Raw genomic sequence first — 26,668 nt, 5'->3', positions numbered from 1 at the left:
TGGTCTGAAAGACCGCTAACAAGTTGGAGTTATGGGCTTAAGAAACGTATAATTACTCTGCTTAAAAATTCTCACTTCTTACTAGGGTCTAAAGCTGATGAGCTACAACAAGATTCCTGCTGGTAAATCTCTTCCAGAAGACATTAACGTGGTGATTGAAATTCCAGCCAATCATTCGCCTGTTAAATATGAAATTGACGAAGAAATGGACGCACTGGTCGTTGACCGTTTTATGGCAACACCTATGTTTTATCCAGCTAACTATGGTTATATCCCCAAAACTTTGGGTGAAGATGGTGATGCACTAGACGTACTGGTGATTACTCCTCATCCAGTTGAGCCAGGCAGTATTATTCGCTGTCGCGCTGTTGGTGTTCTAAATATGGTTGATGAGTCAGGTTCTGATGCTAAACTCATTGCCGTGCCTCACGAGTCGCTAACCACTATTTATAATGATGTTCAAGACATCAACGATGTACCTGAGCTACTACGCAAACAAATTTCGCACTTCTTTGAAAATTACAAAGATTTAGAAGAAGGCAAATGGGTTAAAGTAGAAAACTGGGGTACTAAAGCAGATGCACATGCAGCAATTATAAAGTCTGAAGCAGCTTATAGGTCTTAATACAACCTACTGGTAGGACTAGCTATTGACTGCTATTTAATAAAGCTCTTAAAGGTTACTGCCTTTAGGAGCTTTATTATTTATGCCATCCAACTAGCGAATATCTGTGCCCTGCCGCCAGGACAAGTAATCATCTAACAGCTGTAGGTAACGCTCGGGTAGTTTCTTCTCTTTTAAGCTAACCTGATAAATAGGCCAACAGGTTTCAATGGGTAAACGCCATTCGCGTATCTGTTGCTGCCAGGTAGAAGCCTCCCATACACTGCGTGGTACTACGCTAAACCCTAAGCCTCTGGCTACTGCATCTAAAGCTAAATGAACACGGTTAACATAGCTACGCTGTATTAGCTGCCTAGAGCCTCGGTACTCTTCTGGAAAGTTGGCTTTGAGTAGCTCACCTGCTTGCTGCTGCCCCTGCTGGTGGTTAATAAAACCTAAACCAAGTAACTCTTGTAGGTTATTGCCTTGATACTCTGCAGGCACTACAACAATTAAAGGCTCTTGTAAGTATTCAACATACTTTAAATCTGAGTGGCGCTGCATTTCGCTCACTAAAGCTAAATCTACCTTACGATTTAATACTTCTTGAATGGCTTCTTGATTATCTGCAAAACGCAGGTGCAAACGTAAGCGTGGGTGGTTTTTCATAAAACCTAACGCAAAGGGGTAAAGCAGCACACCTAAAACTTCAATACTGGCGATACGGCACTCTCCACCCTCAAGCAAGTCTTGCTCTAAGCTATGCCGAAACTGTTCATGCTCAGAAAACAAACGCAAAGCATAGTCATAAACTTGTCGACCTGCTTCAGTCAGTTCAAAACGTTTTCCCATACGCACTAACAGAGGCAAGCTAAAATAGTCTTCTAGCTTGCGAACATGCTGGCTTACACCCGGCTGAGTCATATCTAACAAGCGGGCAGTTTGGGTAAAGCTACCCGTTTCAACGAGTGAAATAAAAGTACGAAAGTAAAGCGCATTAAACATAATGGGTAGCACCTTTACACCTAAAAAAAGCACTTGTAAAAGAAAAGCCCCCAACCAGTAGTTGAGGGCTTTATAGTTTAAGCGAAACTGTTCAATAAATCAGTCTAGTTAACTTTTAGGTGGTTCATCTTCTTCAACCGCCATATTATCAACCACTTGAATAGGCTCGTCTTCATTTTCTGCGGCAGCCTTACCAAAGCCACGAAACTCAATAATAAAGTAAAGCACCGTACCTACACCCAACCCCCAAGCCGCACCATGAGTAGCTAGTACCACACCCATAATTCCAGCAATACCCATAGACGTAGCATTGTTAATATTCTCTACTGCTACTGCAATACATAGGTAACCAGTAATCAGTAGAGTAATGGATAAGGCAATAGGTAGCACTGGCTTAAACAGGGTTACTAAAGGCAGCATAAAGAGTGCAATAAAACCTACAATCCAGAATACCGAAGCACCAGAATAGATAGTATCCATAGCACTACGACCATAACGATAGCGTTCTGCAATGGTTGCCATAGCACCTGTAAACAAGGAAGTGTGATCGTTCAGGCAGGTGCTTTTTACGCTGAATTAACCTAGATGCCAATTCGACCATATAACTAGCAACTGCTAGCTTGACTTAATTTTGTTAACCTAATAGCCACTAGGCTAGCATGATTATTTAGCTTATTTTGCTAGTATTCAATAATTATGCAATTAAAAACAGGCAGCACCCTAGGTTTTGTTATCAATTGTTAGCAAGGCTAAAACTAGCCGCAAAAAGTAAGCGAATGTTTTATCATGAGTAAAGCAAGGTATAAATATTTTCGCTAGGAGCGATCCCCTAAATGCAATCACCCAACACTAGTGCTATTAATGCTTTGGTTTCACCTGAAGGCAGTTTAGAAGTGCTTTCACAACATGAAGTTAATCGGCTTAGAAAAACATCCAGCGATGGTCACCATGAAATTTTACGTCACTGCGCCTTAGCAGTGCTTTCTTGTGGCAGCCCTATAGATGACACAGCTGCCATGCTAAGGCAGTACCCCGACTTTGATATTGAAATAATACAAAGGGACAGAGGCATTCTTTTAAAGCTCACTCAAGCGCCAGCTGATGCTTTTGTTGACGGAGTGATGATACGCGGTATGCGTGAACACATTTTTGCGGTACTACGCGATTTAGTTTATGTCAGCAATGAAATAAAGCGCAGCCTTAACCACGACTTAACCACCAGTGACGGCATTACTGATGCCGTTTTTCATATTTTAAGAAACGCCAGAGTATTACGCACCAACCTGCCACCTAACTTAATTGTTTGCTGGGGTGGGCATTCCATTTCAAGAGAAGAATATGATTACAGCAAAGCGATTGGCTATCATCTGGGTTTGCGTGAGCTAGATATTTGCACTGGCTGTGGACCAGGCGCTATGAAAGGACCCATGAAAGGGGCTAACGTCGCTCATGCTAAGCAGCGCACACAGCTAAGGCGTTACATAGGTATAACAGAGCCTGGCATTATCGCTGCCGAAGCTCCTAACCCTATCGTTAATGAACTGGTGATTATGCCAGACATAGAAAAACGCTTAGAGGCCTTTGTGCGCTTAGGTCACGGCATTATTGTTTTTCCTGGTGGTGTAGGTACCGCAGAAGAAATACTTTACTTGCTAGGAATACTTAGCAACCCAGAAAACCAAGATCAACCCTTTCCGGTTATTTTTACGGGACCTGAATCTTCGCGCGCTTATTTTGAACAAATTGATCACTTTATTGTGACAGCCTTAGGTGAACAAATACGTGATTACTACAGCATAATTATCAACAACCCTATTGAAGTCGCACATAGCATGAAACAATCCATGCAAAATGTTAGACTCCACCGTATAGAGCACAAGGATGCTTTCTACTTTAATTGGCAATTAAAAATAGATAAAGTATTCCAGCAGCCTTTCAACCCCACGCATCAAGCTATGTCTGAACTCCAGTTACACCGTGATCAGCCGATACACTTACTTGCAGCTAATTTAAGAAGAGCCTTTTCAGGCATAGTTGCTGGCAATGTTAAGGAAGCGGGTATTCGTGCCATTCAGGAGCAAGGGCCTTTTCAGCTCCAGGGTGACCCAGAACTGCTTGGGCTGTTAGATAAACTTCTGAGTGCTTTTGCTCAACAAGGACGAATGAAGTTAGCAGGAAAAACTTACAACCCCTGTTACCAACTTATAAGCTAAGGCAGCTACGAAATACTGACAGAAAAGACACGACAGGTTGCAGTACTTATTTATTTTAAAGGGTAAACTTGCCCTAAACTGACATTAGATCAGTCCCTACAGAGAACTTCTCTGTTTTGTATTATTTTGGAGATAGTTAGCATGGTCGATATGGCAAAGCTGAAGGAAGAAGCCCTTCAGCGCAAACGCCAACATGAAGAAAAGGAGTTAAGAAAGCAGGTGTCTCGCAGTAAGAGACCCGCTAGGCGCGCTTCTGCTTCACGTACTAGCACAGCAAGAGGTGGTGCACGTAACCCTTCTGCACAGCGTGCTTTAGCGGCTAGACGACCTCAACCTAAAAAGCGTAAGCGTTCGGTAAGCCGCTGGGTGCTAGATATTTTACTTGTACTAGGTGCGCTAATAGTGGTCGTTATTATGTTTAACCCTTTCCGCTAAACTTTTTTAGTGCATCCACCCAACTAGCTAGCCAGTCTGCAACCCCATCAGCTGGCTGAAAAAACTCTAAAGCATCAATTTTTAATAATGGCATCAGTGCCTTAGCACCTAAACCTGCAAACTGCTCATCTAATAACAGGCCACCTGCACAGTAGCTATCACCGTAAGATGAATCACCCAAAGCAATCACTGCATAGCCTCGACCAGCTAAGGCTAGAGGCTGTTCTTGCAAGGCAGCATAAAAAGGCTGAATATTTTCTGGCAGTTCACCACTACCCGTTGTTGAAGAAACCAATAAAATAACTGAAGAATTTTCTAAGCTGGCAAGGGTTGGTTCTTCACTCAACTCAACAGTTAAACCTTCAGCTTCAACGGCTTCAGCAACCGCTTCGGCTACTTCAACAGAGCCACCGTAAACACTCCCAACTAAAATAACTAAATCTGCCACTATTAACTCCTTATAATGTTTAACAAAAGATAAGCTTTGCTTACTAGGCAAAAAGGTTAAACCCTAGTAATTTAGTAGGTGATTCTAACACAGAGGAAAAAACATGGATTACATGAAACTAGAAGCCATAGCTATGCCTGTTTTAATTAGTGGTTTAGTGTTATTTATGGGCTTTATTGTTTGGGACTTAGCTAGAAAATCTAAGGCTGGTGGCTTTGGTACCAGCATACTTTTCTTCGCGCTAGGCTTGGGTGTTGTAGGATTTGTTATAAAAACCGTTGCCGTAGCGCTTATTGAATAAAGCCAACCTGTAAATACGACTAATCTCTAAATACTATGGGTTGCCAATCTTCGGGGAAGGCAGGCCACTCATTTTTAGTCATGGCTGCTAACCAGTCAGTTACCTGTTCAACCTTTGCAGGTCTGGCCAACCAAAAGCCTTGGCAAACAGAGCAACCCAAACCATGCAGAAGTGTTGCTTGCGCACTGGTTTCTACGCCTTCAGCCACTAAACTCATGCCCAAAGCAGAAGACATACCAATAATCGCTTTTACCAATTGTGCATCTTCATGGCTATCGGGCAACTCTGAGATAAAGCTTTGGTCAATTTTAATGGTTGATATAGGTAACTTGCGCAGATAAGACAGGGAAGAATAACCCGTGCCAAAATCATCTATTGATAGTTTAATGCCTTTAGCATCAAACTCTTTTAGCAGCTGGAACTGATCGCTTTCATCGCCTATAACTAAACAGCTTTCGGTCAACTCTAGCTCAATTAGCTCGGCAGGAATGGCATAAAGCTCAAGCAAATTGAACACTCGCTGAGCAAAACTGTAGTCTACTAGCTGTCTAGCAGAAACATTAATAGACACAGGCGGCGGTTTATAGCCTGCAGCAATCCAAGCTTGTAAGTCTTTACAGGCTTGCTCTATCACCCTATCGCCCAACTCTTCTATTAAGCCTAGCTTCTCTGCTAGGGGTATAAACTCACCGGGTGACACGCTACCTAGCTGTTCGTCATCCCAACGTAGCAAGGCTTCCATACCAACCCAACTGCGGTTACCTACATCAATTTTAGGTTGATAAACCAAATGTAAAATTTGATTTTCTAGTGCATTACGCAAACCATGCTCTAGTGCTAAATCGGCATAACTCCGCTCGCCCATTTGTGCATTATAAAAACAATAGTTATTACGCCCAGTTTCTTTTGCTCGATACATGGCAGTGTCAGCATGCTTTAAAAGCACTTCGGCTGTTTCGCCATCACTAGGAAAAACACTAATACCAATGCTGGTTGAAACAACCAAGTGTTTTTGCTGAACATTTAAAGGCTTGGTTAACACACTAATTAAGCGAGCGGCCAAAGCTTCTAATAAATGCAAAGACTCTACCTCGGGCACTAGCACTAGAAATTCATCGCCACCTAAACGTGCTACCGAGTCACCTTCACGAACACTTTTTTCTAACCGGCGTGCAATTTGTTGAAGTACATCATCTCCAGCCTGATGCCCCAAGCTATCGTTAATACGTTTAAAGAAATCTAAATCTAAAAACAAAACACCCATTTGATGCTTATGGTAATGAGCATTAGCTAGTGCTTGCTTAAGGCGATCTATCAACAAACGACGATTAGCTAAACCGGTTAGCTCATCGTAATAAGCCATACTATGAATTTGCTCTTCTTTAAGCTTGCGGTCGGTAATATCGCTAAAAATAGCCGCAAATTGACGAATGCTGCCTTTACTATTGCGTATGCCGGTAATGGTTAACCATTCTGCGTAAATCTCACCATTTTTGCGTTTATTCCAAACCTCACCCTGCCAGTAACCTTGTGCCAACATGCTGTTCCACATGGACTGATAAAATTCTTTATCATGCCGACCTGAACTTAGCACAGCGGGGGTTTTACCTAACACTTCTTCTGGGCTATAGCCTGTCAGCGTAGTAAAGCTGGGGTTAACTGCCTGAATAATACCTTTGCTATCGGTAATAATAATGCCATCTAAGGAAGCTTCGATTACCTTTTGTGCTAAAACCAGATGCTCAGTCGAGGTTTTTAAAGCTAAGTCACGAGCTTCTAGGGCAGCCCTTAATTGATTAACATACTCATATTCGATACTAGATAGAATATCGGTGAAAGAAAGCAACCCACACAACTCATCGGTAGGATTACCCTCAGCATCACATTCAACTACACCTAAATGACGAAAGCCTTTTTCTCTTAACAAATCGACAGCATGTAGCAGACTCATGTCTCTAGGCACACAGAATAACTCGTGTTTGGCCAGGTCTTGTAAGGTTAAGGCGTTTATCTCTTCCGCCAATAAAGCAATAAGGTCACGTTCAGTAATAATACTGGCAGGTTGGCCTTTACCCTGCTCTACAATAGCCGCTTCAGCGCCAGCTTCACGCAACCTAACCACTGCTTCGGCAATGGTTAGGCTGGCATATAAGCGTAGAGGAGCACGACGAACACTTGAGCCCACATTGCGCATTAGTAGGTAGTTTTCAACACCCTGATGCCTTACTAAATCTGACTGAGTTAACATGCCTAAAGGCTTGCCTTCTTTACTGGTCACCAGTAAACGGCGTAGCCCCTGCTCTTTCATATAAGCGGCTGTCTCACTTAGCTGGGCAGTAGAGGTCACACTAATAACAGGGGAGCTCATTAAGCTGCTAATTAGCTTGCTACTTAAATCTTGGCGTGAAAAGTCTAGCTTGCGTGTATCGCCTTCAGTCCAAATACCTAAAATTTCTTCGCCTTGCGTAATTAGTATGCAACTGACCTTGGCACGACTCATGCGCCGAGCAACTTCCTTCAGTGGTAAATCAGGTGAACAGGTGAGCAGCCCACCGCTAACTAAAGCGCCAACTTGCGGGTCGTCACCTAACTGCATTACGACTTCAGGCTCAAGGTTGATAAAGTCTTTCAATTAAAGCTCCTAAGTTGCAAGAGAAAAGCTTACTCGCATTAGTCTTCAAGTAAAGATACTAGCAGTTGGCGCACTTGGTTTACTTCAAAAGGTTTATCACAAATTGCCGACACACCAGCTTGGCGAACAGAGGCAAGACGCGACTCATCTTCAGAAGTCACCATCATAATAGGAATATGTGAATAGTCTGCCGATTGGCGAATGTGATTAATCATGGCTTCACCGTCCATCACAGGCATATTGTAGTCAGTAACCACTAAATCATAAGCTGCGTTTTCTAGGCAGTTAATGCCTTCTTGGCCATCAACGGCTAAATCTATACTGACAACACCAATTTGTTCTAAAACCCGCTTAAGGTGGTTTCTAGCCATGCTGGAATCATCAACTACTAACACTCTTAAAGTGGATACATCGTAAAGCTCTAGCTCTACTTCTTCATGAGTTAGAAACTCTAGCGTTGCTACCAAGGCTCGCTCTAAGTCTTTACGGTCAAAAGGCTTGGGTAAGAGAGCTAATACACCAGCTTGCCTAACAGCCTCTAGGTTCTCACGTTTTTGCTCACTGGAAACAACCATTTTTGCTACATTGGCTAGGCTAGGGTTTTTCGACATTAAAGCAAAAAGTTCGTGAGCATCGGCATCTGGCAAGTAAAGGCTGGTAATGATTAAGTCAGGCACAAAGCTGCGCATTCTGTTTAAAGCTTCACGCGCACTATCAACAGCTTCTAAAGTATGAATACCTTGTTCGCTCAGTAAATCTCGAATAACTTTACGCTGCATAGCTGAGGGCTCAACTAGCAAAATACCTAACTGCTCAAGTGAAAGAGCGGTAGCTTCCATATCTTCAAACTCCAATTAAATAACTTAGAAACTTAGTGTTTACGCTGCTTATTAGGCAAACCTGGTTGATATACATCATCACGGTAAATAAGTCGGCGTGCTTCCATTGACTGCTCGGGCGCTAAATTAAAGACTGCTTCGCGCAACCTAAACAAGCGTGCACCCTGTTTACGGGCCAACTGTAATTCTACAGCCTTAGGTAAGGGCGGCAAACGCAAGGCTTTACGGTCTTCTGTCCAAAAAGTTGCTTTATCAAGTATTAGGCTTAACAAGTTACGCTGATTGGTTTTAAGCTCTGCTAAAAGAGTGAGTGCTATTAACTGCCTGGCACGGCGAATTTTTGCTAAGTTAGTGCTAGTCATTTTAAGCGGTACCCCATTAAGATTATTATCGCTATGATAAACCTTCAGAAAATTACAGCCAGTAGCAAATTATTATTTTACAATTGCAACAAAGGTTCACAAAACCTTTTTATTCAAGTATAGGAGAAGCTTCTTAGGCAGGTTAGTATATCCTTAACTTACTAGCAGTAAAAAACTATTATAAAAATACTAAAACCTTGTATCCAAGGCAAAAAAGGACAAACGATGGCACCCTTATCAGACGAAGAGCTAATGTTAAGTACACCCACGCCAGAAGAGCTGGGACTGACTTTTAGAGAGGAAGAAGATGGTGACTTTTGGGTTACCTATCAACCTTCTGGCTTAGCCCTTCCTATAGAAGCAGAGCAGTTTCCACACGTTATGCTGCTCGCTGGTTTCTCTGTTGAGGAACACCCTGTCGATTCTGCTGCCTTAGCAACGCTCTTAGAGGCCATTCGTCGTGGTCAAGGAACAGATATGCGCTTGGGTGGCCCTGTTAATGCCCAAGTAGAAGTTTACACTAGTGTCGATAAAATGTTAGCTGGTGTTGTTATCTTCCCAGCCCAAGGGCGAGGCAAAGACCTCACTCGAGAAACTCTCGATGAAGCACTTAAAAAATCAAGAATAGTTAGAGGCCTATTAGATGAAAGCCTCGATGAGTTAACTGACCCAGCCACCCAGAAAAAAATTCGCTCTACTGGTAAACCACTTTGCATGATCGTTGCCTATGGTGAATCAGCCTACGATGGTGACGATGCCTGGTTAGAAACACTACTCGATGAAATTGCAGACCGCCGCCCACAAATGGATGACGAAGGCACGGTCGACTTCCTTGAGCTAGGCGACTTTCCTCATGTCGATGAAGATCAGGTTTTAGTTCGCCGCCACCCTCCTACCGAAGGCAAGTCTGGCTGGACAGTTACCGGCAAAACAATTAAAGGCCGTAACGGTAAAGACCTCAACCTAAAAGCTGTTGATAACACAGTTAAGCTAGCTCCTGGAGATAACGACCTACTACTGTCGGCTGTTTCTGGTATGCCCGTTGTGCATGAAAAAGGTGCGCATATAGAGCAAACCCTTAAACTTGATGAAGTCGGTTTAAAGACAGGGCATATACGCTTTGATGGTAGTGTACAAATTAAGGGTAACGTAAACCCGGGTATGAAAATTGAGGTAACGGGTGACGTTAAAGTAGGCGGCTTAGTTGAAGCTGCTTATATAAAAGCTGGCGGAATGGTTGAAGTAGGCGGTGGTATTATCGGCCGTAAGCGCTCTGAAAAAGAGCAAGAAGCTAAAGACAGTAAAGAAAAAATAGACGATGCCTATGTTGAGGCAGGCAGTATTGTTAAAGCCCGTTTTATTCAAGAAGCAGAAGTAGTTGCAGGGCAAGAAGTAGTCGTACAAAAGCAAATTCTACATTCAGAAATTAAAGCAGGCATTAAAGTCCATCTACCAGGCCGTGGTGCAATAGTAGGTGGCATTACTCAAGCTCAACAACTGATAGATATCGCAGTCTGTGGTGCGCCAGCCAACATGCCTACTAGACTTATAGTGGGCGACTCCTCAGAAATAAAAGCGCAAACTGCAGTTATTAACAACCAATTAAAGCAGCTAGAAATACAAAAACAGCAGTTAATGGAGCTAGTGGCAAAAATTAAGAAAAACCGCAAACCCATAACTGAAGAGAAAAAACAGCAGATTCTAACTGCGCGTGACACCCTCAAAGTTAAAGAAGATCAAGCTTACGACGAGCTAAAAAATTTAGACGAGCAGCTTACTGAACTGCAAACAGCCAGAATACAAGTGCGTAAAACTTGCTATCCGGGTAGCCAAATAGAAATAGAAGATGGCAGCTTTTCACCCCGCAATGATTTAGGTAAGGTCACCTTCTTCTTACGCGACGGCGAAGTGAATATGCGCTAACTCAATTAACTGGCAGGCAACTGCCAGTTAATGGGTGCTTTACCTTGCTTTTCTAACCAAGCATTGGCTTTTGAAAAGTGCTGACACTCAAAAAAACCACGGTAAGCTGATAAAGGCGAAGGATGAGGTGCAGTTAATACTAGGTGTTTATCAGCATTAACAAAAGCCGCTTTCTTTTGCGCGTAACTTCCCCATAACATAAACACCACACCAGCTGCTTGCTGATTAATAACACTAATCACCTGGTCAGTGAACCTTTCCCAACCTCTGCCTTGGTGAGAGTTAGCTTGGCTAGCTTCCACTGTTAACACGGCATTCAGCAACAACACCCCCTGCTCTGCCCAAGACTCTAAACAGCCCTGATTAGTAGGCTGAACAATACCTAAATCTTGCTGCTGGGCTTTATAGATGTTTTGTAACGAAGGTGGAATTTTAACACCCGGCAATACAGAAAAGCTTAAGCCGTGGGCTTGGTTAGGTCCGTGGTAAGGGTCTTGCCCTAGTACCACCACTTTAACTTCTGTCAAAGGCGTTAGGTTAAAAGCATTAAACCAATCGTTAGAGTGCGGATAAATTACCTTGCCCGCAGCTTTTTCTTGCTGCAAAAATGCTTTTAATTGCAGCATATAAGGCTGCTCAAACTCAGCTGCTAAATAGTGCATCCAGTCTTTTGGCAAAGGCTGCTTTAAGGGCTTAGATTCCACGGGCAGCCATCACTCTTTCTACAGTATCTACTATCACTTGAGTTTGTGGGTCTATTTCTAAATTCACTTGAGTGCCTTCAGGCATTGCACCAAAGGTAGTAGCACGGCGAGTTTCTGGAATTAAATACACACTAAAGCAATTTTCTTCTACTTCACCCACCGTTAGGCTACAGCCATTTAAGCCAATATAACCCTTGGCAAAAATGTACTTCATCCATTGCTCAGGTACGGTAAATTCTAAGCGCAGGTTTTCTTCATCTAATTCTTGACGAGCAGTTAGGGTAACTTGGTCAATTACATGCCCCGACATTAGATGACCACCAATTTCATCTTGAAAACGTGCTGCACGTTCAAAATTAACTAAATCACCTTCTTGTAAAGCACCTAAGTTAGTTAAGCGCAGGGTTTCTATCATGGCATCAAAGTAAACCGCTTGTTCATCCCAATGAGTAATGGTTAAACAAACACCATTCAGTGCTACGCTAGCCCCCACCTGCATACCTTCCCTAGCAGCAGTCGGTAAATGCACACCGAAGGTGCTAAGGTTAGTTTTTCGTTCTAGGTACTGCAACTTAGCCATACCCTGCACAATGCCGGTGAACATAGTTTTATCCTTTAGCTGCTAGTAGATCGTTCGTTAATACGGGTAGGCGGTCAGATCCAAAGTACATCTGGTCTTTCCAAAAGAAAATAGGTGCACCAAAGCCACCTCGCTCTATCAGTTCATCAGTAAACCCTTTTAAAGCAGCTCGAGCTTCATCTGAACCACCCAAAGCAGTCAATTCTTTGCCTAGTACCTCTTCAGCCACCTCAAGCGGTGCAACATCACGACCTTCACACCAATAGGCTTGATACAAAGCACGGGTTAAGTCGGCACGTTGCTCAGCAGAAGAAACTGCCAAGGCTGCCTGAACCAAACGTGTATCGGTAGGGAAAACTTCTGGCTTTTTGTATTCCACCTTAAAATATTTAGCTAAACGCGGCAGGTCTTGCCCAAACATATGATTGATTTTAGGCATATTAGATAAGGGTGCAGCATTGCCAAGTTTTTTAAATAAGCTGCCTAAAGAAATAGGTTTCCAAGTAACCTTAGCAGCTGTTTTTGCTTCTAGTTCTGCAATTTGTGTGGCTGCTAAAAAACTATAAGGGCTTACTATATCGAAATAAAAATCCACCTGCTCAGTCATGCTTAACTCCAATAACATTCAATAAAAAATAAAATGCCAGCTTATTCATCTGGCTGATCACCTGTTAACAATACATGCGTTTCTAATAAGGCGCGTACCTGATCTTCTGCTCGCTCAGGGTCTAACCCATGCAAATGAAGGTTATCCTGATAAATCTCCGACCATTCATCTACATCAGCACAGAGTTCACTAGCGGGAAGTAGTTCAAAGCCAATTTCTTGCCCAGCTGAAGCAAAGAGCTTAAGCAACCAACCTTCTTGCGGATGAATCGCCGTAACGTAATAAGCATCATCTAGCTGATCATAAAGTAACTCTCTGACCACTTCAGCTGCAGAATAGGCTTCAATGGTTAAATCTAAATCTCTAATGCCAGTTAAGTCGGTCGCATCTTCTAGCCAGTCTTCATCTGGCTGAATAAGTGCTTGTTTAATACTGCCATCGGGTAAAGACCAAGCCATGCTCACAGGAAAACTACCTTCCTCTATTGCAGCTGCTTCAACTGCCATAAAACTGGGTAAACTCATGGTTATTTGTTCTCTCTTGGTTTATCTGACAATTCTTTTAGTCGCTCTTTTGGCAAGAGTAGTTCAGCAGGTAAGTTAAATAATTGTTGAGCATTACGGCTAGTAAACTCGGCCACTTCTTCCACAGGTAATTGATACAAATCTGCTACCTGCTGTAAAACCCAAGGTAAATAAGCCGGTTCATTACGGTATTTTTTAGGTCTGGGCTTTAGGTTACGGGGTAATAGCCATGGAGAATCGGTTTCAATCATTAAACGATTTTGTGGAATAGAAGGTAGCAAAGGCCAAAGGTGAGTACCACGCCGCTCATCACAAACCCAACCAGTAATGCCAATATACAAATCTAAATCCAAGTAACCAAACAAAGTCTTTTTCTCACCGGTAAAACAATGCACTACCGCACCGCTGATTGAATCTCGCCAAGCGCTCAACATTTCTAACATTTTAACGCCAGCATCCCGTTCATGAATAAACAAAGGTTTACCTGTTTCTACAGCCAACCCTAACTGGGCTTCAAAGGCTTTTTGCTGATCGGCGGGGGTAGAAAAATTTCGATTAAAATCTAAACCTGTTTCACCCACTGCCACACAAGCGGGTTCGGCCAATAAAGCTTGTAAGCTAGCAGCTGTGGTTTGAGTCCATTCAGAAGCTTGATGCGGATGCACACCTGCAGTTGAGCAAAGCAAGTGAGGATACTGGTGAGCTAAGTTGAGTGACTTTTCTGAAAGGGTTAAATCTGTACCGGTTAACAGCATGCCGGTAACACCAGCCAGTTGAGCACGCTCTAAAACGTCATCTAGGTCGTCAGCAAAGGCCTCATCAAAAAAATTAACGCCCAGATCAATTAAAGGAAAAACCGCTTCTGGATAAGGAAGTTTAACTTGCAAATGTTTTACCCTTTTATTTAAAAACCTAGAATAAAGGCTATTCAACCCACCTAGAAAGCTAGTCAATTAACAAAATATTCACTAGTATGTTAATAGTTTTTTAGCCATAACAGTAATAATTCTACATGAAACGAGGATAGAGCCCATGGGTGGGGTATTAGCCAGTGTTGATTCAAGAACTCGCTTAGTTGGTGCAAACCGCCTTGAACTATTAATGTTCAAGCTGCATTCCAACCAGCTTTTTGCCATCAATGTGTTTAAAGTACAGGAGGTACTACGTCTTCCCAAGCTGACCAATTTACCGGGGCATCACCCCTTTGTGGTGGGTGTTGCTCATTTGCGTGGTCAAACAGTGCCAGTCATTAACCTTGCTCAAGCCGTAGGTATGCCCGCACTAGAACCCAAACCTGAAAGCAACCTAATAGTGACAGAGTACAACTCGTCTATTCAAGCTTTCTTAGTGGGTGGCGTCGACCGTATTATCAACCTTAATTGGGAAGATATTATGCCACCACCTCGCACCACAGGCCGCCAACATTATTTAACGGCTATCACGCGCCTAGAAGAAAGAATTATTGAAATCATTGACGTAGAAAAGGTGCTCGCTGAAATTAACCCCTACACCATTGCTTTAGACCCTTCACAGCTAGAAGACGAAATTCTTGCTGCGGCTAAAGACATGGAAGTATTAATGGTTGACGATTCACCTACAGCCATTTCACAAGTTAAACAAACCCTAACGCCCATTGGCATTACAGTTCACACCGCCACCAATGGTAAAGAAGGCTTAGCTAAACTTAAAGCCTGGGCTGATGCTGGCGAAGATGTACCCCAAAAGCTGCTAATGCTTATTACCGATGCAGAAATGCCGGAAATGGACGGCTATAGCCTAACCAGTGCCGTGCGTGAAGACCCTCGCCTAAAAGACTTGTTTGTTGTACTGCATACCTCCATGTCGGGCAACTTCAACAAGGCCATGGTCGAAAAAGTAGGTTGTGATGATTTCCTTTCTAAATTCCAGCCTAAGTTGCTGGCCCAGCTGGTTGAAAACCGCGTTCGTATTAAAGCAGGTCTACCCGAAACTACATGACACTTCTGCGTTTTGAAAATATGCACCTGGCCTATGGCCACACTCCCTTATTAAATGATGCCGGTCTCACCCTTGAAGAGGGTGAGCGGGTTGCTATTCTAGGCCGTAATGGCGCTGGAAAATCTTCACTGATGAAAATTGTTTCAGGTGAAGTTCAACCCGATGGCGGCAGCCTATGGCGCAAGCCAGGTTTAAAAATTGGCGTTCTACCTCAGGTTTTACCCGCTGCCGATGAACGAAAAGTATTTGACGTTATCGCCCTAGGTTTAGCTGAAGCAGCAGCCTTGCTAGCAGAGTTCGACAAAATTACCCAGTTACCCCCCGATCAAGTTGATCTAGAGCGCATGGATGAACTGCAGCATCAGCTAGATGCATGCAATGGCTGGGCACTCAACCAAACTGTTGAGCAGCTAATGAAGCGCTTACACCTAGATGGCGACACCAAAATGTCTGAACTCTCAGGCGGTTGGCGTAAGCGGGTAGCACTCGCCCAAGCCCTTGTTAGTGAGCCAGATTTATTACTTTTAGACGAACCTACTAACCACCTAGATATTGAAACCATTCAATGGCTAGAAGAACAAATTAAAAGCTTTCCTGGTGCTGTTTTGCTGATCACCCACGATAGAACTTTTATGCAAAACATTGCCACACGCATGTTAGAGCTAGACTTGGGTGAAATTATTAGCTGGGAAGGCCGCTACCTAGACTTTTTAGAATTTAAAGCTCACCAGCTAGAAGTCGAAGCCCGTCACCAAGCTGCTTTTGATAAAAGACTGGCCCAAGAAGAAGTCTGGATACGCCAAGGCATTAAAGCCCGCCGCACGCGTAATGAAGGCCGTGCTCGTGCCTTACAAGAGTTACGCAAACAGCGCTCAGAGCGTTTGCAGCGCCAAGGCAAGGCAGACATTCAGTTAGAAACAGCCGACCAATCTGGCAAGCTAGTGGCTGAATTAACCCATGCCAGCTTTAGCTATGAAGGCAAACCCATTATTAACAACCTCACCACGCGTATTCAACGTGGCGATAAAATAGGTTTATTGGGCCGTAATGGTGCGGGTAAAACCACCCTGCTAAAAATGCTTTTGGGCGACCTTCAGCCCCAGTCAGGTGAAGTAAAAATTGGTACTAAAATTGAAGTAGCTTATTTTGATCAGCTACGTGGCCAGTTAGACCCTGAAAAAACTGTACTCGATAACCTCGCCGAAGGCCGTACCAGCATTACCATTAATGGCCGTGATAAACACGTTATTGGTTACCTACAAGACTTTTTATTCTCACCAGAACGTGCGCGCCAGCCAGTCCGAGCTTTATCGGGTGGTGAGCAAAACCGTCTACTATTAGCTAAGCTCTTTGCTAAACCCGCTAACCTTTTGGTAATGGATGAGCCCACCAACGACCTAGACCTAGAAACCCTAGAGCTATTAGAAGAGCTACTGCTTAACTTTGATGGCACGCTTTTGTTAGTCAGTCACGACCGTGCTTTCCTAGACAGTGTTGTTACCAGCATTCTTGCTTTTGAGGGTGAAGGCAAAGTAAAAGAGTACATAGGTGGCTATGAAGATTGGATCCGCCAAGGTGGTAAGTTCCCCAGCTTAGCAGCCCCTGGCAGTTTAAAAACTGCAGGTAAAACCGCTGCTACTAGCCCAGTAGCAGAAGAAGCTAAGCCTGCAGAGGCACCTAAAAAGCCAGCCAAAAAACTGAGCTACAAGTTACAGCGTGAACTGGAAATGCTTCCAGAAGAAATTGAGCAACTAGAAAGCAGTATCCTTAACCAAGAAGGTAAAATTGCTGAGCCTAACTTTTACCAGTCAGCTGCTGATGTGGTTGCTAGTGAGTTAAAAAAACTAGAAGATTTACAACACCAGCTTGAAGAAAAAATTGAACGTTGGGCAGAGCTAGAAGCTGAAACCGAAGCTTAAAACTGGCTTTGCTTAACTAACCCAACATTATTAATATTAAGGCTAGGCACTCTTGTGCCTATTACCTATTAAGGAGTCTGTTCATGAGCAGTTCATCTGAAATATCTAAAGCACGCGCCCTCACCGAACTACGCCAGTTTCTAAAAAAACTGTTATTAGAGCCAGGTACGTTAGAAAAAACCCTAGAAATAGCCCAGCGTCATTATGGTGATCATAAGATGATGGACAAGGTAGCAGACGACATCACTTCAGAAACCTTAATTAAAATTCCTGAAGCTCCTGAAGAACGCACCGAAGCCGATAAACTATTTTTAGAGCTTTTAAAAGAAGTCATTGAAGACAGCAAAGCGCTTTACTAAACCCAGCTAATGCTTAATTTTAGCTAGGTGGGCGGTTTACTACCCACCTAGCTAACCAACTATTTAAGCGCTAAGCGTTTAGCTAACTTATGTAGATTGCTAGAGTCCACTTCTAGTTGCTTAGCCGCTAAAGACCAATTCCCACCAGTTTTTTCTAACGCCTGTTGTATAGCCTGCTTTTGGCATAAATCGACCTGACTTTTTAAAGGTAGCAAGTTAGCTTCTGGGTGCAAAGCACCACCTTCTAAAATTTTAGTCATTTTAGGGCGAGCTAAGTCTAATTCTTCAGGCTCTAACGAAACCCAATCATTAGCAGCCGTTTGCCGCGCTAGGGTTTTAAGGGCTGCCCGACTTATCACATGCTCTAATTCCCGCACATTGCCTGGCCAGGGGTAGTCTAATAAAGCGTACTCAGCTGCTGCCGAAAGGCGTAAACAGCGCAAACCTAAGCGACTTCGATTCAGTTCTAAAAAGTGCCCCGCAAGTAATAAAATATCTTCAGGTCGCTCTCTAAGCGGTGGAATAGGTACAGGGTAAACAGATAAACGGTGGTATAAATCGGCACGAAAATCACCACTTTTAATACCTTCTTGCAGCTGGCGATTAGTCGCCGCCACTATACGCACATCCACTATTTTGGTTGCATCAGAACCTAAGCGTTGTATCTCACCACTTTGTAATACCCGCAAAAGTTTAGCCTGCACGCTTAAAGGCAACTCACCCACTTCATCTAAAAATAAAGTACCGCCATCGGCTGCTTCAAATCGCCCGGGCCTATCTTGTGTTGCGCCAGAAAAAGCTCCTTTAACATGCCCAAACAATTCACTTTCAGCTAAAGACTCGGGTAAAGCCGCACAGTTAATATGCAACATAGGCTGCTTATTACGCTTAGAGTGGCGATGTATAAAACGTGCAAATAATTCTTTACCCACACCTGTTTCACCTAAGAGCAACAGTGGTAAATCAGATTGTGCCACTAGTTTTAGCTCATGAAGCAGCTGAGTGATGGCTTCACTCTGAGCAATAATTTCTGAGCTTTCTGTTTCTTGAGGCAAAGCTTGTGCCTCTAAAGAAAGGCTTCGCCAACCCAAACGTTCTTGCTCTAACTGAGTGACGCGTATAACAGTTTCGGCTAGCAAGGCATAACGCTTCAGTAGCAAAGCCGACTCTTGGTTAAAAGTTCCTGCCACTAAAGAATCTAGGGTTAAGGCTCCCCACAAGCTTCCTTCAACGTAAAGGCTAACACCCATGCAATCATGCACGGGTAAAGGTTCGCCCACTAAAGCATCTAATAAGCCATCGTAAGGGTCAGCTATTTGGCTAGCAGGGTCGAAGATAACTGGGTCACGACTAGCAAGAATAGTGGCTAAACGTGGATGCTCAGCTATTTTAAAGCGTCTACCTAACGCTTCTTTAACTAAACCTTCTAATGCCAGCGGCTTTAATTGCTCGGCTTCCTTCTTCAGCAAGACCACAGCACCCGAGTTAAAGATTTCTTTAAGCGCATAAACCAGCCGTTGATAACGCACAGCAGGGGTGAGTTCGGTCGTTAAATCAGCTAAAAGCAGTGCATCAATCATGGTGAATAAACCTCTAAAGGGTATTTACAACCCAAAACCATAGGGTAAATATAACCATAACAAAGGCTGAAATGAGTTGTAACCCCCTATTAGTGGGTTTAGCAAACTTGGCTTAAATTTTGCTTTGAACTGGCTAAGTTATTTTATTTTCTCTATTTAAGGCTTACTAATGAAAACCACCGTCAATCAGCAAAGCAAAGGCTCTTTCTTGTCTCGCTGGAACAAGCCAGCAATTAAATTATCCCAAGAGTTACACCAGTTAAAAGAAGAAAACCTGTCTTTAAAAAGAAAAAATACCCAGCTCAACAACCAATTAGCAACCGTCACCCAGCAGCTTGAAAAAGAAAAATCCTCTAGTTTACTTAATGCTGGTTTAGCTGTGCACTGGCATAGTTTTGCTAGGTCTATCGACGGCATTATTCACTCTTTTGAATACCTGAATAACCTAGTCGCCAGAAACAGCAATCAAGCTGAAGCGGTACATGATATTACTTTGCAACATGACCAAGAGGCCAAAGGTTTAGCTAAGCAATTAACCAGCCTGCAAGAAAATATGGATGACACGGCCATCACTCTAACCGAGCTAACTCAGCAGGTTGAAAAAATTGACGGTATTTCTAATCAAATACAAGGCATAGCTGATCAAACCAACCTTTTATCTTTAAATGCTGCCATAGAAGCAGCCAGGGCCGGGCAAAGTGGGCGTGGTTTTGCGGTAGTGGCAGACGAGGTAAGAAACCTAGCCCTAGATACGCATAACGCTACCCTAGATATTAATGCTTTAGTTGAAAACATTCAGGCAAGTAGCCGCGATACCCAACAAAAAATGCAGCAGCAAACAGAACAGGTTAAAAAGCTGGGGGTTGCTTTTAGCAGCAACCATCAACGGGTTTTGAGTCTGGGCGATGTCGCTTTAGAACTTGCCTTATCTAGTTCAGTGGCTGCTAGTTTAGCCGATGTAGAGCTAGCCAACTTAGATGAAATCAGTATTAGGTTGCTGGTTTATCAAGCCCTACTAGGACAAATACAAATGACTGCAGACGAGCTGCCTGATGATTCTCACTGCCGGTTAGGTCAGTGGTATAAAAAAGGCACAGGAAAAGAAATGCAACACCAAGCAGACTTTAAAGCCATGGCCGAACCCCATGCTCAAGTACACGAATACGCACAAAAAACCCTAATAGCAGGTAAAAATAGAAATTACGATTTAGCGCTCACCGAGCTACAACAAATGGAAGATGCCAATGCTAAAGTTAGCCGCCACTTAAATCGAATACTTGAAGGGCTGCGAGATACTAAGCAGGCTAGATAACTAGCTTAATTGGTAGGTTTACTGGTTAGGGTTTAGAGGTGGTAAATCCAGGCTTTTTTGCTGGCCTTTCAACGCAAAAAAACAAGCAGCGGCAACAGTTAAAGAGCCCAAGATGATTAACAACCAACCTAACCACCCCTTGTTTGTTTGAGCCTCAATTTTTTTATCCATAGGCTCTGCTATGGTTGAATCTAGCTTGTTAACAGCCGAGGGATTTAAATTACCTTTGGGTAAAACACTCAGCTGACCTAAGTTAACTTGAGTTTTTGCTGCTTGATGTTTAGAAACATCCCACCAGTGCAAAGTGAGGTTAGGTAGTTGCAAGCGACCTGCTTGGCGCGGATAAAGTAAAAAACGCTGCTTTAAACTGCCTACTAAGAGCCCATCAACAACTCGGTCACTAAGTTCTTCTATTAAGGGTTCTATACGCCAGTTATCGGATACCAAAGATTTAAACTGAGGTAGGTTACGAGCTTGTTGACCAACCACATCTAAATGAATCTGTAATTCTAAAGGCTCATCTTGCTTTAACTGCTTAGGCTTAGGTAAAAAAGCTGCCTCTAGGTTCACACCCAAAGCAGGCAGCCAAGGTTGCTCTGCTGGCCAGCTAGCAGGAATAGGACGAACCTTAACTTTTAATTCTGGCGTTTGAGTTTCATAAAGCTGCCCGGTTGATTGCCCTGTAAAAACCAAGCGACTAGAAAAAAAACGCGGTGCAATAGTTACATCTGTTTTATGTAGCTGAAGCAATTCCTGCCAACGTGCTTCTTGAATATGCACTCCTTGCTGCTTAAACCCCTGCTCACGCCCTTCACCGAGTTGGCGTGCTGTTGCACCTTCAACTTCTAATTGACTTAAGCGTGGTTCAATAGGAAAACCCTGATAGCGAATTAACAATTCATACACCAGTGTTTGACCAACATAAGCATCGGTAAAATCAACTTGCTGCTGCATTTCTAAAGGCTGTTTTATACGCTGCTTGCTAGGGGTTGGTTTTTTTCTAACCGCTACTAAATTTAGCAACAAGGGTTGTGAGTTCTGGCCGTTAACTTTTAAGGGTGCCAAGCTTAGTTGCCGACTAATGCTATCTGCCTGCAAATGCTGTAAAACCAAGGACCAGCGGTGCATATAGTCACCCCTTGGCCTAGCTTCAACCCAATGTGTTTTTTCAATTAGTTTAAAGTGTGCCTGCCAGCTAGCGGGTAGTTTTAAAGTGGGAGCCTCTGCTTGGCTACTGGGGGCTTCAACTAAAATTTCTAACTGGCTACCTGCCAGTAGTTTTGTTTGATTCAATGTAATTAAAACGGCTTGAGCCTGACCCACCCCTAGCATTAAACAGGCTGCCACTAGCCACTTAACTAACCTCATGGCCGCTGTTCCTTAAGCTCACTTTTAAAGCGGTATTTTAATAAACGCCAAGGATCTTCTTGTAATTGTTGCAACTGCTTTTCTTGGGTGGCATTTAATTCTATACAGTCAGTGCAACTTGGGTTTTCTTGGGGTTGCCAATCTTGCTCAGCTTCTTGATTGTTATCCTTGGGTTCTTCTGGCTGGCTAGCTACCGGTTCACTGCTAACAGAAGCACATTCTTCTACTAGAGATTCTTCTGTAGGTGTAGGTTGCTTAGCCAATAGAGTTTTAGCTAGTTCACGATTAAAACAACTTTCTGGCCAGTCTGGGTACAAAGCTTCAGCCTGTTTAAAATCATCAAGTGCCAGTTTTGGCAGCCCTGCCATCAACCAGGCCGTGCCTCGGTTATACAAACCTTCAGCTTGAAGTTTTTTATCTTGGGTGGGGTTTTCTGCCTGCCATAAGGTAAACAACTCAGCTGCCTTGGCATAGTTACCTAATAAAAATTCCGCATGAGCTTTTAAGTCAGTTCGTTTAGCTAGCTTTTGTGCTTGTTCAGCCTCACCCGCTTTAAGTGCTAGCCAAGCTTGGTAGTCTAAATTTTGCCAAGCAGCTGCTTGCAAGGGTTGCTGGCTACTAGCCCCTACTACTAATAAAAACAACCAAAAACCTAGTTTAAACGGCAGCTTGAACCTAGGCTGTTCAAAATACTGCCAAAGCAAAAGCAGCATGCCTAATAATAAAGGCCAGTGGCTTAACTCTTGAAAAAAGCGAAGGGCTTGCAGGTTTTCTTCTGCAAGGCTGCCGGCTGAACGATTTAATTGCGCGGTATAGTTTGGCAAGTCATCTGGGTGCAGCAAGTGAATGCCTAAATCAGAGAAGCTTTTTTGTTGTTGGCTAACAGCCTTTAGGCTAGTGGTTAACCACACTAGATACACTTTAGCAGTGGCAGGCTTTAGGTTTAATAATCGCTGTAAATCGGCTGGACCAGGTAGGTTAGCGGTTAAAACCAACCAGTCTAAACGCCCAGCTTGTTTACCCTGAGCAAATTTACCCAAACTAGCAGCTAATTTAAAAGCAGCCTCAGGGTTATTACCGCCTAGGGGCATAACTGATGGGTGAGTTAAGCTTAATAGCTGCCTGAGTGTGGCTGTATCATCGGTCATAGGGCTAACTAGGTGAGCACTACCTGCATAGTAAACTAAAGCCGTTTTACCCAGTTTACGAGCATTTAATAAGGGCATTAAAACACGCTGACTTGTCTCTAACTGTTGCTGAGGGGCAGTGCTACCCGTTATGGCTGGTGAAAGCTGTTGAAGAATGACCAACTCATGCTGCTCATTTGGTAACTCTTCTGCTTTTAAAACATAGCCCACGCCCGCTAAAGCTAAGGTAAACAAAAAAGTTAAACCAGCCAGCAGCCAGCCAAGTTTAATGAGTGGTGGGCTGCTTTCTGTTCCTTGAGTAAGCAAGCGCTTTGCCAGTTCAGCAGGTAAGATATCTGCCCAACTGGTTGAGCCTACCGAGCGCAAAGTTTCATTCAACACCCAATAAATAAGTGGAGCAGCCAGTAGTAACCAAGGCCTTGCAAGAAAGTCACTCATTTGTAGGCCTAACTTTAATCCAAAGGGTTTGTATTAATTGAGTTTGGCTTAGGGCTAAAATTAACGCCATTAATAAGGGAATAAAAGCTAAGGAAACGGAAGGGCGTAAATAGCTGACCTGAGTAGGTGCTTCTAGCTGGTGAATTTGTTCATAAATTCGTGCCAGTTCTTCTTGTGAGTAAGCACTAAAAACCCTGCCGCCAGTTTGCTTAATGCTATTTGTAAACGCTGGCTCCTTGTCTAAATCGACTAGAATTAAATGCGTGGTGATTTCAGCAGCTGCTGCCATGGCTAAAGCTTCTTCAGGCTTTAATTGACCCGCATTATTGGCCCCATCGGTTAAAAGCAGTAGAGCTGGCTTACCTTCTTCTGAACGTAAGTTTTGTATGCCCACGCCTAAAGCATCGCCTATGGCTGTGCCCGAGCCAGCCATGCCAGGTTGTAAACTTTGTAGCTGTTGAATTAATAGCTGGTGATCAAGTGTTCTGGGTACATAAAGGTAGGCTTCCCCGCCAAAAACCACCAAACCTATATGATCTTTGGGGCGTTTTTCAATAAAGTTTTTAACGACTAATTTCACTTGATCTAAGCGAGTTCTTTCCTGCATTAGCTCTTTCATACTGCCAGAAATATCGACAACCAAAAGTAACTGCCGGCTTAGGTAAGTCACTTCAATTTCAGGCTGCTGCCATTCAGGACGCATCAAAGCTAAAACCAGTAGAATCCACAACCAACTGCGCCAGCTCAGCTTAGTTAACCAAGAGGCTTGGGAGATTTTTTCTGTGGACTGGGGGTTAGAGCTGTTATCAGAAGCATTAAGATTCAGGTCTAAGTTTGGCAGCTTAAGTGCTTTTTTAGAAGTAACAGGGGGTTGGTTAAAAAAACCACTGGATCGTTTTTTTAACCAACCAGCCATCAGCCAAGGCAGGGCTAGTAATACCACTGCCCAAGGCCACGCAAAGCCTAAGTTTGTCGGCGTATCCATGCACGAACTAGCTTTTGTAGGCGTTCAACTTCAAAACTTTCTGGCTGTGCTTTGTAAGCTCCCCAAGCAAGAATTTTACCACTGCCTTCCATAAAGCCTGGGTCATCGCCACGCTTACGGCCACGACTCCAATCCAAAAATTCTAGCCATTCTTCACCGGTTAAAGCTGCTACCTTGTCACGGCTAAAATTACGCACAGCAATACGCCTAAGCAAGAGGTTTACTTCGTATAAATAACGTGCGGCATCTTGGCTTTGCTGGTACCTGGTTTGAATCGCTTCTAATTCAGCATAAGCATAACGCCTAACATGGGTGCGACGGTACCAACGAATAAAAGCCACCAGCAGCATTAAAGCTACCAAACCACCCACTAGCCAGCCAACCCAAGGTGCAGGAGGCCAAACATCAGCAGTTGAAGGCGGTATTAAAGGTTTAACTAATTGTTTAAGTTCTTCAAGATTCATAGGTGGTTTCTATTACTATCCCTAAAGTTAAGCGCGCCATTCTACCCCTTTTAAAGATTAATTCCTGTTGTTTCAGCGTAACCAGACCTAGGTAGAAGCGCTTTCCACCAGCTTTCTTGATGGCTGGTGCTTAACTGTAAGTAACTTGCTTGCTGCCCTACTGCGGCTTTAAGGTCGGCCACTCGCTTTAAAAAGGCAGCTTGCCAAGCAGCTTGTAAATTTGCTGTTACTGGCTGTAACTTACCTTGCAATATAACTGGCCCTGCATTAGTGGGTAAATTTTGGTCTAAAGGGTCGGTTAAATGCACTAGTAGTAGCGAACCTCGCTGAGCTAAACGTTTTAATACATCTGGGTTAGTCCAGCCCACCCAATCACTGATTGCAACAGCTAAAGCACCTTTAGGTAAGCGCCGTGCAAAAGCATCTAAGGACTTATCTAGTTGCTCTGGCGCACGAGGTTTTAGTTCACCTAGATTTTGGGTGAGCCTTGCAAGGCGCGCTAGGTAGGGGCTAAATTCTCTGGCCTGCTTAATGGGCGGCTGCCAATAACTTTGTTGGTCTGTTTCTATCCAGCCCCCCACCCAGTCTTTATCCTGCAGGGCAGACCAACCCAGCAGTGCTGCCAGCTTAGCTGCCAAAACGGCTTTACTGCCTGCTTGGCCTAACTGTAATTGAGAAGCCAAGTCTACAAATAACATAACGGGGCGCTGATGTTCTTCTTGATAAACCCTAGTGTAAGGCTGGCCTAAACGTGCAGTTAATTTCCAGTCTAAATGACGCAGATCATCACCTACTTGATAACTGCGTACTTCATTAAACTCCAGCCCACGCCCCAAGCTTGAGCTGGTTCGGTCGCCTGAAAAGGAGCGGTTTTTAATTAACAGGTTATTTAGATGCAAACCCTTGGCATAGCCATGTAAAGCCTGAAGCTCTGCCAAGCTTACACTGAGTTCAACTTCAGCTGTCACGCGCAAACCACTAAAGCAAGCAGGCGTTGAATCACAGCATCTGGCCTAACCCCATCGGCATCAGCCTCATAACTTAATAACAACCTATGGCGCAATACATCAGGCGCTAGTTGTTGTATATCTTCTGGTAAAACTTCTGCCCTGCCTTTCAACCAAGCCAAAGCACGCGAACAACGATCCAAAGCAAGCGAAGCACGAGGGCTAGCACCCATGCGAATATAGCGTGCTAGCTGCTCATCGTAGCGCCCTGCTTGGCGTGTCGCCTGAACCAAATCAACAATATATTTTTCTAAAGGTTCAGCAAGGTGAACTGCTTGTACTGCTTGGCGTGCTTCAAGAATACTGCTAGTTGGAAGCTTAAAATGACTCGCTTTATCTTCCTGCTTAGCCTGCTCATTACGTACTAGGCGCATAATTGTGAGTTCATCTTCTGCATTAGGATAATTAACCCAGGTATGCAATAAAAACCTATCTAACTGTGCTTCAGGTAAAGGGTAGGTACCTTCTTGTTCTAAAGGGTTTTGCGTAGCCATCACCATAAACACTTCTGGTAAGGCGCGGGTTTTTCCTGCAACGCTCACCTGACGCTCAGCCATGGCTTCTAAAAGTGCCGACTGCACCTTGGCAGGGGCGCGATTAATTTCATCAGCCAAAACAAAGTGACTAAAAACTGGGCCTGGCCTAAAAGCAAACTGACTGGTTTGGGCATTAAAGACTTCAGAACCCGTCAAATCGGCAGGTAGCAAATCTGGGGTAAATTGTATACGCTGAAATGATACATCTAACTGTTCAGCTAAAGATTGAATAGCACGCGTTTTAGCAAGACCTGGCGCACCTTCTACTAGAAGGTGACCATCAGCTAACAAAGCCACCAGCAAGTGCTCAACAAGTTGTTGCTGCCCTATAACTGCTTGGCTCAGCTGTTGGTGTAATTGTATAAAACTGGCATGAACAGTCATTAACGCAAGCCTAC

Annotated in this window: 27 protein-coding genes; 9 read left to right on the top strand and 18 right to left on the bottom strand. The window is 43.7% G+C overall.

Features of this window, described 5'->3' with window-relative positions:
- Positions 1-97: 97 nt before the first annotated feature.
- Positions 98-625: an inorganic diphosphatase gene (gene ppa / locus BP27_RS0108060; RefSeq protein WP_027851117.1), complete on the top strand. Its 528-nt coding sequence runs from the start codon at positions 98-100 to the stop codon at positions 623-625.
- Positions 626-718: 93 nt separating this feature from the next.
- Here ppa and BP27_RS0108055 read toward each other — a convergent pair whose 3' ends face one another.
- Together BP27_RS0108055 and BP27_RS0108050 are read right to left on the bottom strand one after the other, a co-directional pair.
- A complete protein-coding gene (locus BP27_RS0108055) occupies positions 719-1,609 on the bottom strand; it encodes a LysR family transcriptional regulator (protein WP_027851116.1) in 891 nt (296 codons plus the stop codon).
- Positions 1,610-1,717: 108 nt separating this feature from the next.
- A complete protein-coding gene (locus tag BP27_RS0108050) occupies positions 1,718-2,131 on the bottom strand; it encodes a hypothetical protein (protein WP_027851115.1) in 414 nt (137 codons plus the stop codon).
- 311 nt (positions 2,132-2,442) lie between these two features.
- Between BP27_RS0108050 and ppnN the strand changes: the two genes are divergently transcribed.
- Complete coding sequence (gene ppnN / locus BP27_RS0108045; RefSeq protein WP_027851114.1) at positions 2,443-3,822, top strand: nucleotide 5'-monophosphate nucleosidase PpnN; 1,380 nt, start codon at positions 2,443-2,445, stop codon at positions 3,820-3,822.
- A gap of 141 nt (positions 3,823-3,963) precedes the next feature.
- Positions 3,964-4,257 (top strand): hypothetical protein, encoded by a 294-nt coding sequence (locus tag BP27_RS0108040; RefSeq protein ID WP_027851113.1) that lies wholly within the window; start codon positions 3,964-3,966, stop codon positions 4,255-4,257.
- On the opposite strand, the gene BP27_RS0108035 is transcribed toward BP27_RS0108040, so the two are convergent.
- Positions 4,241-4,705: a flavodoxin domain-containing protein gene (locus tag BP27_RS0108035; RefSeq protein ID WP_027851112.1), complete on the bottom strand. Its 465-nt coding sequence runs from the start codon at positions 4,703-4,705 to the stop codon at positions 4,241-4,243. The genes BP27_RS0108040 and BP27_RS0108035 overlap by 17 nt on opposite strands.
- Before the next feature lie 103 nt (positions 4,706-4,808).
- Here BP27_RS0108035 and BP27_RS0108030 point away from each other — a divergent pair, with 103 nt between their 5' ends.
- On the top strand, positions 4,809-5,006 hold the full coding sequence (locus BP27_RS0108030; RefSeq protein WP_027851111.1) for a DUF2788 domain-containing protein: 198 nt from the start codon (positions 4,809-4,811) through the stop codon (positions 5,004-5,006).
- A 19-nt stretch (positions 5,007-5,025) separates the two neighbouring features.
- On the opposite strand, the gene BP27_RS15690 is transcribed toward BP27_RS0108030, so the two are convergent.
- Genes BP27_RS15690 through BP27_RS0108015 form a run of 3 tightly spaced genes read right to left on the bottom strand, consistent with a single transcriptional unit; the run spans position 5,026 to position 8,839 of the window.
- Positions 5,026-7,638, bottom strand: a complete 2,613-nt coding sequence (locus BP27_RS15690; RefSeq protein ID WP_150112033.1) for an EAL domain-containing protein — start codon at positions 7,636-7,638, stop codon at positions 5,026-5,028.
- A gap of 38 nt (positions 7,639-7,676) precedes the next feature.
- Positions 7,677-8,477 carry a response regulator gene (locus tag BP27_RS0108020; RefSeq protein ID WP_036239777.1) on the bottom strand — a complete coding sequence of 267 codons (801 nt, stop codon included), beginning with the start codon at positions 8,475-8,477 and terminating at the stop codon, positions 7,677-7,679.
- A gap of 32 nt (positions 8,478-8,509) precedes the next feature.
- Positions 8,510-8,839, bottom strand: a complete 330-nt coding sequence (locus BP27_RS0108015) for a hypothetical protein (protein WP_027851109.1) — start codon at positions 8,837-8,839, stop codon at positions 8,510-8,512.
- 225 nt (positions 8,840-9,064) lie between these two features.
- Here BP27_RS0108015 and BP27_RS0108010 point away from each other — a divergent pair, with 225 nt between their 5' ends.
- A complete protein-coding gene (locus BP27_RS0108010; RefSeq protein WP_027851108.1) occupies positions 9,065-10,762 on the top strand; it encodes a flagellar assembly protein A in 1,698 nt (565 codons plus the stop codon).
- A 5-nt stretch (positions 10,763-10,767) separates the two neighbouring features.
- Here the strand turns inward: BP27_RS0108010 and ung are convergent, their stop codons facing one another.
- From ung to BP27_RS15680, 5 genes are read right to left on the bottom strand one after another with little or no spacing between them, the layout of a single operon-like run.
- Positions 10,768-11,466, bottom strand: a complete 699-nt coding sequence (gene ung, locus BP27_RS0108005; protein WP_281172140.1) for a uracil-DNA glycosylase — start codon at positions 11,464-11,466, stop codon at positions 10,768-10,770.
- The gene (locus BP27_RS0108000) at positions 11,456-12,070 is read right to left on the bottom strand and encodes a riboflavin synthase (RefSeq protein ID WP_027851106.1); all 615 of its coding nucleotides are present in this window, start codon (positions 12,068-12,070) and stop codon (positions 11,456-11,458) included. Before BP27_RS0108000 ends, ung begins: the two co-directional genes overlap by 11 nt.
- Positions 12,071-12,074: 4 nt before the next feature.
- Entirely contained in the window at positions 12,075-12,653 is a 579-nt protein-coding gene (locus tag BP27_RS15685; RefSeq protein WP_051610457.1) for a 2-hydroxychromene-2-carboxylate isomerase, read from the bottom strand.
- Positions 12,654-12,694: 41 nt separating this feature from the next.
- Positions 12,695-13,177, bottom strand: coding sequence for a hypothetical protein (locus BP27_RS0107990; RefSeq protein ID WP_027851105.1), 483 nt, complete (start codon positions 13,175-13,177; stop codon positions 12,695-12,697).
- Positions 13,178-13,179: 2 nt separating this feature from the next.
- Entirely contained in the window at positions 13,180-14,064 is an 885-nt protein-coding gene (locus BP27_RS15680) for a TatD family hydrolase (protein WP_051610456.1), read from the bottom strand.
- A gap of 145 nt (positions 14,065-14,209) precedes the next feature.
- Here BP27_RS15680 and BP27_RS0107980 point away from each other — a divergent pair, with 145 nt between their 5' ends.
- The 3 genes from BP27_RS0107980 to BP27_RS0107970 all read left to right on the top strand — a co-directional run bounded on the left by BP27_RS0107980 (position 14,210) and on the right by BP27_RS0107970 (position 17,432).
- Positions 14,210-15,154, top strand: coding sequence for a chemotaxis protein CheV (locus BP27_RS0107980; RefSeq protein WP_027851104.1), 945 nt, complete (start codon positions 14,210-14,212; stop codon positions 15,152-15,154).
- Positions 15,151-17,073, top strand: a complete 1,923-nt coding sequence (locus tag BP27_RS0107975) for an ATP-binding cassette domain-containing protein (RefSeq protein WP_027851103.1) — start codon at positions 15,151-15,153, stop codon at positions 17,071-17,073. The genes BP27_RS0107980 and BP27_RS0107975 overlap by 4 nt, the downstream gene beginning before the upstream one ends.
- A gap of 83 nt (positions 17,074-17,156) precedes the next feature.
- On the top strand, positions 17,157-17,432 hold the full coding sequence (locus BP27_RS0107970; protein ID WP_027851102.1) for a hypothetical protein: 276 nt from the start codon (positions 17,157-17,159) through the stop codon (positions 17,430-17,432).
- Between the two features lie 59 nt (positions 17,433-17,491).
- Here BP27_RS0107970 and norR read toward each other — a convergent pair whose 3' ends face one another.
- Positions 17,492-19,012 carry a nitric oxide reductase transcriptional regulator NorR gene (gene norR, locus BP27_RS0107965; protein WP_027851101.1) on the bottom strand — a complete coding sequence of 507 codons (1,521 nt, stop codon included), beginning with the start codon at positions 19,010-19,012 and terminating at the stop codon, positions 17,492-17,494.
- A gap of 169 nt (positions 19,013-19,181) precedes the next feature.
- Here norR and BP27_RS17505 point away from each other — a divergent pair, with 169 nt between their 5' ends.
- Positions 19,182-20,324 carry a methyl-accepting chemotaxis protein gene (locus tag BP27_RS17505; protein ID WP_027851100.1) on the top strand — a complete coding sequence of 381 codons (1,143 nt, stop codon included), beginning with the start codon at positions 19,182-19,184 and terminating at the stop codon, positions 20,322-20,324.
- 18 nt (positions 20,325-20,342) lie between these two features.
- Here BP27_RS17505 and BP27_RS0107955 read toward each other — a convergent pair whose 3' ends face one another.
- From BP27_RS0107955 to BP27_RS0107930, 6 genes are read right to left on the bottom strand one after another with little or no spacing between them, the layout of a single operon-like run.
- On the bottom strand, positions 20,343-21,692 hold the full coding sequence (locus BP27_RS0107955) for a BatD family protein (RefSeq protein ID WP_027851099.1): 1,350 nt from the start codon (positions 21,690-21,692) through the stop codon (positions 20,343-20,345).
- Positions 21,689-23,278 carry a vWA domain-containing protein gene (locus BP27_RS0107950; RefSeq protein ID WP_027851098.1) on the bottom strand — a complete coding sequence of 530 codons (1,590 nt, stop codon included), beginning with the start codon at positions 23,276-23,278 and terminating at the stop codon, positions 21,689-21,691. The genes BP27_RS0107955 and BP27_RS0107950 overlap by 4 nt, the downstream gene beginning before the upstream one ends.
- Positions 23,271-24,263, bottom strand: a complete 993-nt coding sequence (locus BP27_RS0107945; protein ID WP_027851097.1) for a VWA domain-containing protein — start codon at positions 24,261-24,263, stop codon at positions 23,271-23,273. The genes BP27_RS0107950 and BP27_RS0107945 overlap by 8 nt, the downstream gene beginning before the upstream one ends.
- Complete coding sequence (locus tag BP27_RS15675; RefSeq protein ID WP_084324549.1) at positions 24,242-24,727, bottom strand: DUF4381 domain-containing protein; 486 nt, start codon at positions 24,725-24,727, stop codon at positions 24,242-24,244. Before BP27_RS15675 ends, BP27_RS0107945 begins: the two co-directional genes overlap by 22 nt.
- Positions 24,728-24,777: 50 nt before the next feature.
- On the bottom strand, positions 24,778-25,695 hold the full coding sequence (locus BP27_RS16745; RefSeq protein WP_051610455.1) for a DUF58 domain-containing protein: 918 nt from the start codon (positions 25,693-25,695) through the stop codon (positions 24,778-24,780).
- A complete protein-coding gene (locus BP27_RS0107930; RefSeq protein WP_036239773.1) occupies positions 25,692-26,654 on the bottom strand; it encodes an AAA family ATPase in 963 nt (320 codons plus the stop codon). The genes BP27_RS16745 and BP27_RS0107930 overlap by 4 nt, the downstream gene beginning before the upstream one ends.
- Positions 26,655-26,668 lie beyond the last annotated feature (14 nt).

The sequence above is a fragment of the Marinospirillum insulare DSM 21763 genome (assembly GCF_000686905.1).
GTDB lineage: Bacteria > Pseudomonadota > Gammaproteobacteria > Pseudomonadales > Halomonadaceae > Marinospirillum > Marinospirillum insulare.
Note: the sequence above shows the minus strand (reverse complement) of the source record. Positions and strands in the feature narration are given on the sequence as shown.